Raw genomic sequence first — 13,625 nt, 5'->3', positions numbered from 1 at the left:
ATTACAACTTGTCTATGTTAATATTATACTGCTTGATTTTACGATGCAGGTTCGTTCGTTCAATTCCCAGGTCCCTGGCGGTACCGGTAATGTTTTTACCGTTTTTCTTCAGGGCCGCCATTATATAATCCTTTTCAAATCCCTCACGTGCCTTTTTAAGCGGCGAGATATCGTTCACGACAAGATCATCGTAATCATACGATTCCATGTGCTTCCGTATATCATCTCCACCGATGACCTCTCCGGGGACCATGACAACCAGTCTTTCAATTACATTTTTCAATTCCCTCACATTCCCGGGCCAGGTATGTGTCCGCAACACATTGAGTCCCTCGTCGGAAATCTCCTTTAAGCCCATGCCGTGTTCTTCGGAAAACTTTTTCAGAAAATAATTCATCAGTACCTCCACATCCTCCATCCTGTCCAGAAGAGTGGGAGCTTCGATAGGAATAACATTGAGACGATAATAGAGGTCCTCCCTGAATTTTCCCTCTTCAATGGCCCGCCGCACATCAATATTTGTGCCCGAGATGACCCGGACATCAACGGTGATAGTTTCATTCCCACCCACCCGTTCAAATTGCTGTTCCTGCAGGACCCGGAGAACCTTGGCCTGGGCAGAGAGGCTCATATCACACACTTCATCAAGAAATATTGTGCCGTTGCTGGCAAGCTCAAACTTCCCCAGGCGCCGTGATACGGCTCCCGTGAAGGCCCCTTTTTCATGACCGAAAAGTTCGCTCTCAATCAGTTCATCGGGAATCGCGGCGCAGTTTACTTTTATAAAAGGCTTATCAGATCGCCGTGAACGCTGATAAATGGCCCTGGCGATAAGCTCCTTTCCCGTTCCGCTTTCACCGGTTATGAATACACGGGCATTTGTTTTCGCAGCGGTTTCTATGACTTTTTTTATATCAATTATCTTTTCCGACTGACCTACCATCTCATCTTCAATATGGAATTCCCTGCGGAGCTTCAGGTTCTCTTTTCTGAGGCGAACCTGCTCGACGGCATTATTCACCGACGTAACAACACGCTCCAGTGTCGGCGGCTTCTCGAGAAAATCGAAGGCGCCCATTCGCGTTGCCTTTACCGCAATGTCAATGGAACCGTGACCCGATATCATGATAACCGCTGTTTCCGGGTATAATTTTTTAGCACTCTCCAACAGGTTCATTCCATCAGCATCGGGCAGCCACACATCGAGAATAATAAGGTCCACCTCGTTACTTCCGAGAAACTTAACGGCATCACCGCTATTTTCACTCGAATAAACCGTATGTCCCTCATCCTGGAGGATGGAACTTATAGTGGTTATAATATTTTTCTCATCATCTACTATCAGTATTCTTGCCATAAAAACTTCCCTCGCCTGCATCCACAGGCAGTTCAATATAAAATGTCGTTCCCCTGTCTTCGTTGCGCCGGCAATAGACAATTCCGCCGTGCTCAATTATTATCTTTTCCACAATGGAGAGCCCCAGACCCGTGCCCGATTTTTTCCGCGTGAAGCCAGGCATAAATATCCTCATCAGGTCCTCTTCACTAACACCGGTTCCGTTGTCACATACGCTTACAAGGACCATGGAACTGAATCCTTCATGGGTGCATTTCGCATGAATATCAATAGCGCCCTCATTGTTCATGGCCTGAATAGCGTTCTGAATTATATTGTTCAGAGCCTGCCGGATCAGGTCCTTGTCGATAAACACGGGCGGAACATCTTCATCAACGCTTACGGAAAAACTGATTTTCTCATGACCGCTGAAAAACATGACGCTGTTCTCGATAACCGGCTTAAGAATAACCCATTCCCGCTTCATGTCCGGAAGTCTGGCAAATTTTGTAAATTCGCTGAGAATATTCTTCAGGACATTCACCTCTTCGATGATTGTCTGTGTTCCCGTAAGAATAATGGATTCCACATCGGGATGTTTTTCTATATACCGCCTTCTCATACGTTCCGCCGAAAGACTGATGGGTGTCAACGGATTTTTAATTTCATGCACTACCCGCCGTGCCATATCCCTCCAGGCCTCCAGAACCTGTTTCTGGTACATGAGCTTGCGGTTCGCGTCCAGGTCGGCCACCATCTTGTTGAAAGAGGTCACCAGAATGCCGATTTCATCATCGCTTTTCTTTTCAAGCCTGATATCAAAATTACCCTGTGACAGGTCTTTGGCTGCGTCGGCAAGATCAAGAATAGGACGCGTGATGTTTTTTGAAAGATACAGGCTGATAAGAATTGATATGAAAATGACAACTATTGAAATGGAAAGAAGAAATATTCCGCCCCAGTTCTTGAAATAATCCTGCAGATAGGAATGCCGGTCCAGGTCCTCCAGGGAATTGCTGAAGAGAAGAGCCCTGCTTTCCACAACGGGAGGTATTTCGGAGCTCATTGATATGAGAAAACCATTACTCCGCAAGGCAACGGCCACATGTTCCCGCCCCTCTATAAAAATCCTGTCAATCCTCCGGGGCTCCCTGATTTCAATGGCGGAATAAAATTCACACCATTCGTCCCTGCCGTTAATAACACGCTCGTCCAGGGGAATCAACATATGATTATCACCGCGCCCGACTTCACGATAAAATCGGATAGTCCGCCCCTTTCCTGCATAGAGGGCCTTGATTTTCTCGCGTCCCATTTCGCTCCCGCAGGACAGTATGCCCGTGCGCATGAATGAATCCAGGGAACTTATTTCGGCCGATAGAGACTCACTTATGTTCAAAACCGATTCATCGGTCATTTCCATGGCCACTTTCAGGGCCTGCTCGGTTTTTTCCGATTCAAAGCGCGAGAGTATTTCATGGATAAAGTTATTTGAAGCAAAAATAACGGGCAGCGAAGACAATATGGTCACAAAAATAAAGGCAAGGACAAGTTTGTTTTTATAACTTCCACCGATGGAAGAAGGTTTCACTTTTAAATTGCGACGGAATGAAATAATGATAAAGTAAATTGCAGCGATTATAGGAACGGACATGATGGTATTGACAAAAAAGTCCGTACCGATAAACATCTTTGTGTTCTCATCGGGAAAAAGACCGATGACAAGAACGGCAAAAAACACAAAGATGCCCAAGAGGAATACGGCATCCTGCAGCCCATTCTCATCTATGGTGATAAATCTTCTGATTATATTTTTTTTCATCAATTTGAAAACGGAAGAATCCGTATGAATCTGAAAGAATGAGGTTCTTAACCTGATTGCCGGTGCATTACACCCAACTAGTTTAAATTGAATCCATTTTCAATCATCGAGACAATAATATCAACGATTTCTTCCTCCCTGTCCCCGTCGGCCCGAACCTTAAGCCGGGTCCCGGAAACGATGGCAAGCCCCAGTACGGACATAATTGATTTACAATCGGCCTCGACACCGTCCTTCACAAGAGCCACCTGGCAGGGAAATTTCATCGCTTCCCTCACCAGCATCATGGCGGGACGCGCATGTACACCGGCATCACTCTTCACGACAACCTCTTTTTCAATCATTTGTTATGGTTCTCCGTCTTAATCCATTCCTGTATCCTTCGATCCAGCTCCTGGGCCGAATGTACACCCAGTTTTTTCAACCTCTGGTTCAGCGCGGCGGTTTCAAGGATGATGGGGATATTCCGACCCGGACGAACCGGGATCGTGATATAGGGTATGTCGATATCCAGTATGGTGTATTTTTTATCATCGAGACCCAGCCTGTCATATTCCACGTTGCTGTCCCACTCCTCCAGCATGGCCACCATTTCTATCCGTTTCCTGTTCCTCACGGACCTGATGCCGAATATCTCCCGCACGTTGATGATACCGAGACCACGGATCTCCATATGATGCCGGAGCAGAGGCGTGCCGCTCCCCATGAGAAGGGACTCATCGACCTTTATGATCTCAACCATGTCATCGGCCACGAGGCGGTGGCCGCGTTCTATAAGCTCCAGGGCGCATTCGCTCTTCCCCACGCCGCTCTGGCCGAGAATAAGAACACCCACGCCGAAGACATCCACCAGGGTGGCATGCATGGTCACGGACGGGGCGAAAATTTCATCGAGAAAATGAATGAGCAGGCTGATAAACCGCGTTGTATCACGGGTCGTAACCATGACCGGCACATTGTTTTTGTCGGCGTAACGGCAGAAATCTTCATCGGGCTGCTCATCGTGGGTAAAAACACAGCATAGAACTTCGTATGAAAAAAACTTTTCATAGGCCTTTTGCTTGTCCCCGGGTGGAAGCTGCCGCATATAGGCCGTCTCGCCGAGACCGAAAATCTGTATGCGGTCATAGGCAAAAAAGTCATAAAACCCGGCCAGGGTGAGGCCGGGCCGGTTGATATCACCAACCCGGATTTCCCTGTTCAGCCCGCCCTCACCGGCGATAAGCCTGATCTGAAGATCGATGCGCGGCGTGTTATCGAGAAAATTTTTAACTCGTAGTTTCTTGTCCATATGGTTTCAGTTGGCCACCCGTCAGAAGGCGGGCACCATAACTTCGCAGTCCTTGCCGTTTTTATATATCACGTTGAAATACTGTGACTCCACATTGAAAAACGGCATGTACACCGCGCCATTCTTTTCAATTTCCTTTATTGCCTCGTCCAGCGTCATTTTCTTAACCTGGGATGACTCTACCTTCCTGAACTTAATTTTCGGTTTAACCAGGGAATCATCGAGTACCTCCAGTTCATACTCCGTGAAGGTATCATGCTCGAAACGATGTTCTTTAATATCCTCGAAAGGAATTTCCACCATTTTAATCTTGTCCTTGTCGCGGTACAGTGCGGCATAGGATTTATTGGAGTAATCCTCGTCGCTGTCGATAACACTCACTCCTCTTTTAAAAAGGAAAAAATCCGTGGCGTTATTCTTCATCTGGAAATACGCCTCGATACGGTCAATTGGTTTATTGCTCACCTGGTTGAGGCGGACCGCCTTCCCGGTGGCCTCTTCGTAGCCCATGACCATGCCGGCTGCTTCACCACTGCGGATGCCTTTATGCATCTGGTGTTTTTCTTTATATTTTACTATCTGCTTTTCCATCTTATCGACGAGAAGGTCGATTGCCGAGAAAAACGTCTCGGCTTTTTCCCTTCCATGGAACTGTATACCATCACCGTTAATTACCACTTCCGCACCCCGGTCCAGTTTTTCCAGGTACAGAATGACATGAGCATCGATGAGTTGCTGGAAATACTGCTCTAGCTTTTCAATTTTTCTTTCCGCGTATTCCTGCAAAGTCTCAGTAACAGTAAGATGTCTGCCGGTTATTGTGATGTTCATAGAGTAATACTCTCCTGTGTTTTGATCATGTTGATTTTTTTCCGCTTACCCGAGGACGGAATGTCAAGCACCCCCCGGTATTTCGCCACTGTTCTTCGTGCGATATCAACCCCCTTTTTCCTCAGAATTTCAACGATCTCTTCATCACTGAAGGGATTGTCGGGAGATTCCTCCGCCACGAGTTTTACTATCTCGCTTTTGACCTGGTCGGATGAATGCTCCTCGCCGGCCTGCTGCTGCGGGCCCGACTTCAGCTTCGAGACAAAAAAATATTTAAGTTCAAAAACTCCCCACATTGTCTGTGCGTATTTTCCCGTGGTGACCCTGCTCACCGTAGACTCATGAATTCCCAGTTCCCGGGCGATATCCAGGTGCGTCAGGTATTTAAGATTGCCGGGACCCGAAACAAGAAAGTCCCCCTGGCGCTCCACGATAGCCTTCACGACTTTCATGATAGTTTCACGCCTGCTGCTTATGTTTTTTATGAAATGGCGCGCAGCCTGTATTTTATCCTGAATATACTCCCGCTGTTTTTTTTCAATGTTTTTTTTCTTCAGAAGGCTCATATAATACGAATTGATTTTTATGCGCGGCACCCAGTCGTCATTCATGGTGATAATCACTTCGCCGTCGACCAGGCGCACTTCCACATCGGGAATGATGTATTTCACATCTTTACGCGAATAGTTACGCCCCGGGAATGGATTCAGGTTCTGCACCTCCCGGCTGTGCTCCAGAACATCCTGGAGCGGGATGTCAAGCTTCTTCGCAATTACATCGTAATTAAGCTTTTCCAGGTCAGTGAAATGCTCGTCGATTATCCGGTACAGGATATGGTCCTGGGGATAAAAATGGCGGCACTGTACGAGGAGGCTTTCCCGGATCGAGGTCACGGCGCAGCCTATGGGATCGAAAAGCTGGATCACAGCGGCCTTTTCCCTCAGCGTCTCCGGGGAGACCTTGAAGTCCCGTGCTATGTCCTCCAGGGGCGCCGCGAGGAGCCCGTTCTCGTCCAGGGAGGTGATGACACCCTCGTAGAGCAGGTAGTCCTTTTCATCGCGCGCCGTCATTTTCGCCTGCCAGAGGAGATGCTCCACCAGGGACTCATCCTGGGACACGGCGTTCTCAATATACTGACGTTTCCGGTCGAACTCAAAATCGGAAGACATGCCGCTGTCGCTGGTATCGCCGAAGCGCTCTTCCAGCTCATCATGCCGTTCGGAAAAATAATCATCGCCCGTGAGGTTCCGTTCAAGGATATCGCCTTCATCGGACTCGGGCGTTTCAATGGTCTGATAGTCTTCTTCCAGGGTGGGATTAATCAGGAACTCTTCCGATATTTTCTGGGCCATCTCCAGGGTCGAGAGCTGAAGCATTTCAATGCTCTGCCTCAGGGACTGGGTCATAACCAGTTTTTGCGACTGTTTTATATCTAATCTGTAGGAACCTGCCATGTATACTCCACTGCACTGATCATGATACGCTGCGCATCCAACCGTATCCATGTAATGAACAAACCGCGCCGGTGTCAAAGTGTATCTTCAAAGAACAGTTACGTCTATGTTAAAAAGGTACATCACGGCGCCCTAAAAATCAAGATACTTTTTGCATAAAATGAAATATAAATATGAGGGGTGATAGTTCCCTGCCCGGTTACAGTTTTAGTGCAGAACCGGGAAAATACATTTTTTAATAATTAGAAATGCCCGGCTGCGGACCGGGCATTGCTTTGCTGCTATGGAATATGCACTATTTTAATAATCGGCACCAATGCTACTATTGCTGCCGATGGTGATACGGACACCCACTAAGACGTTTATGCCATAAAGTTTAATAGGAGACGTATTCATCAAACTGTTATAGTTATAGTCTTTCTTTTCTTTAGAATAAATATCATAGTGAAAACCCAGATCCAAAAAGGGGGCCACATGCTGGGTCAGGTCAAACTGGGCGCCGGTGTTTATCGCCATAACAATACCACCGCTGTAGTCATCTTTATCAAGTTCGTGATTTGTATATATGGTAGGTGAACCAAAATCATTTCCAACATAAGGTATCGTGACCGAAGACATACCGGCTAAAATCGATGAACGCCATCCAATTCTGCCAAATTTCCAGACATATTCAACACCAATGAGATTTGACATATATTTGTAATCCATGGTCTTTGATGTATTATGATAAGTTTCTGAATAGAGGTCCATTTGAAATTTATATACTAAATTCCAGCTATCAATAATATTATACCCGATACCAAGCCCCCCGCCAAACTGTGTTTTGGCGTCATTGGTTGTTACTAGTGATCCAAAACCATCAATATAGAAATTATTCAAAGCAAAGGCCGACGATGATACGAACATGAAGAGTATGGCTGTCAGAATGATTGCGTTCTTTTTCAATGTCTTTCTCCTGATTACCGGGATTTTCCCTGACCTGACTTGATTTCTATCATACAGAAAAACAGACAGGAGTCAAGAAAAATCACGGATATTTTTCATTTCTTCTTTATAGTAACTTTCGGCAGGCATAGAGACAAAAACCAATCTTATTTTAAGAACAATTGTCAAATAATACGAAGAGGGTGGAATTCACAGGAAGATCGCGAAGGGTGCGAAGAACAGGGGGGTCAGAGCCTGTTTTGTGCCGTGTCTGAAAAACAGGGGTCAGAGCCTATCGTGTCGTATCCCCAAAAACAATGCGGGGTCAGAGCCCTGTTCGGCCTTCAACGATAATACGGTGAAACATTTGCTACTCCCGACACACTGATACTAATACCGTTGCAAGTGTAATATCACACTCAACATTTTACTATATTTATATATTTTATTTTGCATCTTTTAATTAGTGAGGACTGAATGGACTCGTATATTACTCTCATTATCATCCTGGCCGTATGGATTCTTCTGAACCGCGTCATCTTCCCCAAAATGGGAATACCCACGTGAATGTCGCCGGAATGCCGCGGGTCCGCGGACAAAAATATCAGCGACGAAAAGAGCATGAAAAAGCCTGATATGCTTGACAGAAAATAGCATTGCCTGCATAAGTAAGTCCTACGATTATTTATATTCTGGAAAAGGAACAATGATGAAGAAAATTACCGTACTGCTTTCTATATTTATGGTTGCGGCCCTGGGGTGTGCCGGCAACTTCGACTCATCCACGGAAAAGGGATTTGTGACCATGGATTTTGATACGACGTATGACGATATAACTACACCGGTTGAAAACAAGGTTTATACCAGTGTAGCGGGTGAGTCTTGTGTTGCAGGTGCTTCGTGCCTCATTATTTATTATAACGGTACATATGAAAATATACAATATTCGGGTCTTTCATTGAGAAATAACGATAACACCTTCAATCTTCAGATTTTTAAGAGCAGTACGGATACAGAATATACCGTAATTTACAAAAATGGGGATTCCGTTACTAAATGTCAACAGGCAGGAACTGTCATCTTCGATAATGAACCTGTCAGCAATACAAATGGATATACCGACGGCAATTTTACAAATAACTCAATTTGTAGTACGACAGAAAATTATGGCGATAGCGATTTCAAAGCAAAAACATATTGATTCTATAATAAAATAGTGGCCTCTGTAGGGATGCGATTAATCGCGTCCCTACAGAGGCCACACAATATATCCCATTTTACATCCATTCCGGGGAAACACCCATGATTAAAAAATTATTCTTTCTTATATCCTTCTTCTCAGTAACAGGCATCATGCTCTCGGCCTGCGCCAATCCCTGCAGCATAAAGGACCCGGCCTGCCAGGAGCTCTGCAAATGCACCAGCCTTGAATGCCGAAAGTCCTGCGAGCCCGCCGGCATTGATTACCGCCAGAACAACAGCGAGCGTGACCGCTACAGGTACAACTCCAACAATGAAACCTTTCATGTCGATAACTGCTCAGTGCGCTGCGACAAGGAATACAAACGCTGTTTGGAGAGATGCAAAGAGGTTAAGGCGCAATAGGATTATTGCGGTTGTTGGTTGTAGAGGCGCCGCATGCAGCGCCTCTACGATACGGAAAATATCAATTCTCCACCCGCTTTAAAATCGTTTCAATATCAATGGCAAAATTTTCAAAAATAACATTGCGGGCGAAGTCCCTCCGCAGGAGTGCGATGTTGTAATCCACCAGGCTCTTCAGCTCCTGCTGGCGCGCCATAAACAGGCTGTCCAGGGCGAGCTTCAGCTGTACCGCGCTGTACCGGCCGCGGCGGAACTTGGTGAGCACCTGGAAATAGTAGTTCTCGGCATACTCCCGGGCCTGCTTCGTCTGTTCATAGACTTTGAAGTCCACATCGCACTGCATCACCAGGGACTTGATCTCATCGCGCATGGACTTCTCCAGACTCTCGAGCTGCACATGGGACTTCTGGATATTCAGGCGCGCGTCCCGCAGGCGCGTCTCTGCCGCCGTGTTTCCCAGGGGATAGGTTGCTTCAAGGGACACGGAATAGTTTTCATTTATCGTATTGAATGATTCGCCATAGGCCGGGTCATAATCGGCGCTTCCCACACTGGCCTTCATTTTCAACGAGGGATAGAGGTTCCGATAGGCCATTTTATATTCCAGTTCGGCGTTTTTTATCATGACGCGCTGGTTGTTGTAGTCGATGCGCTTCACAAAGGCGTCCTTCAGGGCCTGCTCCACGCTGATTTCCGGTCCGGTCTTCTGGAAGGTCTGGCCCAGTTCTATTTCCAGGCCCTCGTCGAGATTCAGGGTTCGGAGCACGGCGAGCCTGGCGTCAAAGAGATATTTCCTGGCCATATCCACGTTGGTCTTTCCCTGGAGCACCTTGCTGTTCCAGTCCATGATGTCCTCGTTTTCTGAAAGGCCCAGCCGCAGTTTACGGGCGATAAGATTCCGTATTTCCTCGGTACTTTTGAGATTCTCCTGACCGGTCTTCACGTTTTCCTCGGCAATGGCCACATTCCAGTACCCTATGAGGGCCTCGACAAGCAGCCCCGACAGTTTCATCTTCACGGCCTGTTTCTGCATTTTTTCAGCATTGGAGATGCTCTGCTCCGTCATGCGGTCCGTGGCGCCGAAAAGGTTTTTCATGAGGTCCTGTTCCAGCTCCACCTTCAGATTGTTCTGATAGCCCTTCCCTCCCATGGGTGGAAAGCCCGAGATGGGATCACGGGGGCTGTCAATGATCACACTGTTCGCACTGACACTTACTTTTGTCCCCGTGTTAAAATTACGGAATATACCGGCTGTTATGTTCGTGGTTCTGGTCGATTCGCCATTAAATATTACCGTGCTTTCATTGGGATTCTTTTCAAAGCTATGGCCGATGTTCCCAAAAACAGTATAATCATATTTGCTCTGGTAGTTCCTCATGGCCGAGCCCGTGCCCTTGTATTCCAGAAGGGCCTGCTTCACGTCCAGGTTGTTGCGCAGAAGATATTCGATGACGCGGTCCACGGTGAGTTTCAGCTTTTTATCCTGCTGTATTTTATCCGCCAGGCCGCCGGTGTCGGTTTTTTTCTCTATCGCAACGGTCTTTTCTTTTTCCGCAGCGGCGTTATCGCCATTCTCCTGGGAAAAAATTGACTGGCTGAAAAATAGACAGGCGCCCAGCAGGGCAGCCGCAATTATGATTTTCCTGTTCCTGAACATATCTTCCTCCGCATCAAAGGCAATTGAACTGTGCATGGTTGTGTATCGGGACTTTTCAAAAATCCGCAGATGAAGAACACTTCATAACAGGCCGGGACAATTAGTCAACGATAATATTGAAAAGCATAACTGTTTACATGAACTCATTGGAGTGGATTTACTCACTTGTCCGGTAACATCATAAGAGTCGGCAGGATAGTACTGCGCAGGTCACTTTATATTTTTTATAAAATCTATTATCCCCCCGATATTCCGCTCCTCACAGGTGGCGCCCAGTTTCATGGCCTCGCGGGGCATGCCGTAAACGATACACGAGGCTTCGTTCTGGCCCACGGTGTAAGCCCCGGCGTCTTTCATTTCCAGGAGACCGGCCGCGCCGTCATTTCCCATGCCGGTACAGAGAATTCCCGTGGCGGCCCTGCCGGCGGCCTGGCTCACGGAACGGAAAAGCACATCCACGGACGGTTTATGCCGGTTGACGGGAGGCCCGTCATTGACTTCGATGTAATAGCCGTTGCTGTCGGCCCGGAGAAGCATGTGCCTGCCCCCCGGCGCGATGAGGGCCATGCCCCGGTAGAGACGATCGCCGTGCTTCCCTTCCCTGACAAGAATTTTTGTCTTGGTGTTGACCCGGTTGGCAAAGGCCTCGGTGAATTTTTCCGGCATGTGCTGTGTAATGACGATGCCGGGCACCGAATCGGGAAGGCTCACCAGTATTTCATCTATGACCTCGGTGCCTCCCGTGGACGCGCCTATGGCCACGATCTGCTCACTCCGCACCTTTGTCTTCAGGGGATCACGCTTGGCGAGAATGACATCGGCGCTGAATTTCTCTTCCACCTCGAGCATGGGCGCGGCCAAGCGTCCGCTCATTTTCACCTGTGATGCCATGAATACCTTTTCCATTATGAGACGGGAAAAATCCTGCACCTCCTTTTCGTTGTCAATGGCAGGTTTCAGCATGAAATCAACGGCCCCCAGATGAAGAGCCTTGAGGGTCACATCGGCTCCCTGGACAGTGAGTGTGCTCACCATGATAACCGGCATGGGGCTGGCAATCATCAATTTCGAAAGAAAGGTCAGGCCGTCCATACGAGGCATCTCCACATCGAGGGTGAGGACATCGGGTTTAAGCGCCTTTATTTTATTCACGGCGATGAAAGGATCAATGGCAGTGCCCACCACTTCGATCCGGGGCGACCGGGAAAGCGTGTCGGTCAGAAATTTCCTCATCACTGCCGAATCGTCAATTATCAGGACTTTGATCTTTTCCACCGTGGAATCTCCTTTGAACGAACTCCTGTTCCCGCTGCATAATGTTCTCAAAAACCTCCACCTTGGTGGATTTTTTCAGATACACCTTCCCGCTCCGCACATCCATCATGAGTTTTCGTGTAAAATTGTCACCCACATCACTGGTGACAATCTCAATATCCTCCATTTCCATCATGACACGGGCTACGCGAATATTGTCCATGGGGATACTCTCGGAGTTTCCCATAAAATCCAGCACGTGCCCGCCGCCGAAAATTTTCGCCGTCAGGTTCGCCTTAACCGCACCGCAATTCTGAACGGCAGCCAGGAGCTTGTTTACGGCCGTAATGCCGTACCGGGCCGAGCGGTCTGAAAATATATCGCTGCTGGATATTCTGCCGGGAAGCATGAAGTGATTCATGCCGGCCACTCCGTTTTTCCCGTCATGCAGACAAAGGGCCACACAGGAGCCCAATAGCGTGCCAATGAGTTCATCCTCATTGGAGGCGAAGAACTCGCCGGGATGAATAATCTTGATCAATTTATTATATTTCAGACTATGTCTTTCATACATCACTTCATCCTCCGGGGTTAACGGCTTAAACGTATCACCGTTTCCCTCCGCCCGCTTTGGCGTAAATTGTATTTCCCGTTAACACAAAATCATCGGTGATGGTAGTTATGTTTTCCGAATGCCCTATAAAAAGGCATCCCCTGTCATCAAGATACCGGTGAAATCGTTTGAAAACATTTACCTGGGTTTCCTTGTCGAAATATATGATCACGTTCCGGCAGAAAATGATATCAAAGGGGTCTTTCATGGGATAGTGCTCCTGCATGAGATTCAGCCTCCTGAAATATATCATCTTTTTTAAATCATCGCGTACCCTGAAAAGCCCGCCGTTTTCGCCCTTCCCCCGCAGAAAATATTTTTTTAAAACAGGCATGTCTATATTCTCGACAACATCCTTTTTGTATATACCTTCGGCGGCGGTCTGCAAAACATTTGTATCGATGTCCGTGGCCAGAATTTTTATAACGGGCTTTTTCCGGTTTTCATAATATTCCATGAGCGTGATGGCGACACTGTAGGGTTCCTCTCCAGTTGAGCAGCCGGCGCTCCAGATGCGGATTTCCCTTGTATTGCGTGATTCAAATTCCGGAAGAAAAATATCACGCATATGCTCAAAATGCCTGTTCTCCCGGAAAAACTCCGTCTTGTTTGTCGTTATGGCGTTTATGAAGTGAATTTTTTCCTCATCGTAATTCTCCATAAGGAAATTGTAGTAATCGTTGAATGTGGGAATTGCGAGAAAGCGACAGCGGCGGGACAACCGTGCCTGCAGCAGGCTTTTTTTCAGATCGGAAAGTTTAATACCGGCTTCCCTGTATATGATATCTCTGAAAAGATAAAACTCATTATCACCAATATCGTTGACAAGCATTACACT

At 47.3% G+C, this 13,625-nt stretch carries 13 protein-coding genes; 2 read left to right on the top strand and 11 right to left on the bottom strand.

Annotated elements, in window-relative coordinates; genetic code table 11:
• Window position 1 precedes the first annotated feature (1 nt).
• The 7 genes from CVV44_12735 to CVV44_12705 all read right to left on the bottom strand — a co-directional run bounded on the left by CVV44_12735 (window position 2) and on the right by CVV44_12705 (window position 7,679).
• Entirely contained in the window at window positions 2-1,357 is a 1,356-nt protein-coding gene (locus tag CVV44_12735) for a Fis family transcriptional regulator (protein ID PKL38028.1), read from the bottom strand.
• A complete protein-coding gene (locus CVV44_12730) occupies window positions 1,332-3,158 on the bottom strand; it encodes a hypothetical protein (GenBank protein PKL38027.1) in 1,827 nt (608 codons plus the stop codon). The genes CVV44_12735 and CVV44_12730 overlap by 26 nt, the downstream gene beginning before the upstream one ends.
• A 77-nt stretch (window positions 3,159-3,235) precedes the next feature.
• Window positions 3,236-3,502 carry a phosphocarrier protein HPr gene (locus CVV44_12725; protein PKL38026.1) on the bottom strand — a complete coding sequence of 89 codons (267 nt, stop codon included), beginning with the start codon at window positions 3,500-3,502 and terminating at the stop codon, window positions 3,236-3,238.
• Entirely contained in the window at window positions 3,499-4,449 is a 951-nt protein-coding gene (locus CVV44_12720) for an HPr kinase/phosphorylase (GenBank protein ID PKL38025.1), read from the bottom strand. The genes CVV44_12725 and CVV44_12720 overlap by 4 nt, the downstream gene beginning before the upstream one ends.
• A 21-nt stretch (window positions 4,450-4,470) precedes the next feature.
• A complete protein-coding gene (gene raiA / locus CVV44_12715; protein PKL38024.1) occupies window positions 4,471-5,280 on the bottom strand; it encodes a ribosomal subunit interface protein in 810 nt (269 codons plus the stop codon).
• Window positions 5,277-6,785 carry an RNA polymerase sigma-54 factor gene (rpoN, locus tag CVV44_12710; protein ID PKL38023.1) on the bottom strand — a complete coding sequence of 503 codons (1,509 nt, stop codon included), beginning with the start codon at window positions 6,783-6,785 and terminating at the stop codon, window positions 5,277-5,279. The genes raiA and rpoN overlap by 4 nt, the downstream gene beginning before the upstream one ends.
• 249 nt (window positions 6,786-7,034) lie before the next feature.
• The gene (locus CVV44_12705; protein PKL38022.1) at window positions 7,035-7,679 is read right to left on the bottom strand and encodes a hypothetical protein; all 645 of its coding nucleotides are present in this window, start codon (window positions 7,677-7,679) and stop codon (window positions 7,035-7,037) included.
• 688 nt (window positions 7,680-8,367) lie between these two features.
• Here CVV44_12705 and CVV44_12700 point away from each other — a divergent pair.
• Window positions 8,368-8,859 (top strand): hypothetical protein, encoded by a 492-nt coding sequence (locus CVV44_12700; protein PKL38021.1) that lies wholly within the window; start codon window positions 8,368-8,370, stop codon window positions 8,857-8,859.
• A gap of 101 nt (window positions 8,860-8,960) precedes the next feature.
• A complete protein-coding gene (locus tag CVV44_12695) occupies window positions 8,961-9,263 on the top strand; it encodes a hypothetical protein (protein ID PKL38020.1) in 303 nt (100 codons plus the stop codon).
• A gap of 61 nt (window positions 9,264-9,324) precedes the next feature.
• Here the strand turns inward: CVV44_12695 and CVV44_12690 are convergent, their stop codons facing one another.
• The 4 genes from CVV44_12690 to CVV44_12675 form a co-directional block, all read right to left on the bottom strand.
• Window positions 9,325-10,956, bottom strand: a complete 1,632-nt coding sequence (locus CVV44_12690; GenBank protein ID PKL38019.1) for a hypothetical protein — start codon at window positions 10,954-10,956, stop codon at window positions 9,325-9,327.
• Between the two features lie 174 nt (window positions 10,957-11,130).
• Window positions 11,131-12,153: a chemotaxis response regulator protein-glutamate methylesterase gene (locus CVV44_12685; protein PKL38219.1), complete on the bottom strand. Its 1,023-nt coding sequence runs from the start codon at window positions 12,151-12,153 to the stop codon at window positions 11,131-11,133.
• A 13-nt stretch (window positions 12,154-12,166) separates the two neighbouring features.
• Window positions 12,167-12,748, bottom strand: a complete 582-nt coding sequence (locus tag CVV44_12680; GenBank protein PKL38018.1) for a chemotaxis protein CheD — start codon at window positions 12,746-12,748, stop codon at window positions 12,167-12,169.
• Window positions 12,749-12,782: 34 nt separating this feature from the next.
• Window positions 12,783-13,619, bottom strand: a complete 837-nt coding sequence (locus tag CVV44_12675) for a chemotaxis protein CheR (GenBank protein ID PKL38017.1) — start codon at window positions 13,617-13,619, stop codon at window positions 12,783-12,785.
• Window positions 13,620-13,625: the final 6 nt, after the last annotated feature.

The sequence above is a fragment of the Spirochaetae bacterium HGW-Spirochaetae-1 genome, from assembly GCA_002839375.1.
Taxonomy (GTDB): domain Bacteria; phylum Spirochaetota; class UBA4802; order UBA4802; family UBA5550; genus PGXY01.
This window is presented reverse-complemented; position numbering and strand designations above follow the sequence as displayed.

Excerpts from the sequence above, each read along its gene's own strand:
- CVV44_12735 (PKL38028.1), bottom strand. The coding sequence starts at position 1,357 with ATGGCAAGAATACTGATAGTAGATGATGAGAAAAATATTATAACCACT.
- CVV44_12725 (PKL38026.1), bottom strand. The coding sequence starts at position 3,502 with ATGATTGAAAAAGAGGTTGTCGTGAAGAGTGATGCCGGTGTACATGCG.
- CVV44_12680 (PKL38018.1), bottom strand. The coding sequence starts at position 12,748 with ATGTATGAAAGACATAGTCTGAAATATAATAAATTGATCAAGATTATT.
- CVV44_12700 (PKL38021.1), top strand. The coding sequence starts at position 8,368 with ATGAAGAAAATTACCGTACTGCTTTCTATATTTATGGTTGCGGCCCTG.
- CVV44_12690 (PKL38019.1), bottom strand. The coding sequence starts at position 10,956 with ATGCACAGTTCAATTGCCTTTGATGCGGAGGAAGATATGTTCAGGAAC.
- CVV44_12695 (PKL38020.1), top strand. The coding sequence starts at position 8,961 with ATGATTAAAAAATTATTCTTTCTTATATCCTTCTTCTCAGTAACAGGC.
- CVV44_12730 (PKL38027.1), bottom strand. The coding sequence starts at position 3,158 with ATGAAAAAAAATATAATCAGAAGATTTATCACCATAGATGAGAATGGG.
- CVV44_12720 (PKL38025.1), bottom strand. The coding sequence starts at position 4,449 with ATGGACAAGAAACTACGAGTTAAAAATTTTCTCGATAACACGCCGCGC.
- rpoN (PKL38023.1), bottom strand. The coding sequence starts at position 6,785 with ATGGATACGGTTGGATGCGCAGCGTATCATGATCAGTGCAGTGGAGTA.
- raiA (PKL38024.1), bottom strand. The coding sequence starts at position 5,280 with ATGAACATCACAATAACCGGCAGACATCTTACTGTTACTGAGACTTTG.
- CVV44_12685 (PKL38219.1), bottom strand. The coding sequence starts at position 12,153 with ATGAGGAAATTTCTGACCGACACGCTTTCCCGGTCGCCCCGGATCGAA.
- CVV44_12675 (PKL38017.1), bottom strand. The coding sequence starts at position 13,619 with ATGCTTGTCAACGATATTGGTGATAATGAGTTTTATCTTTTCAGAGAT.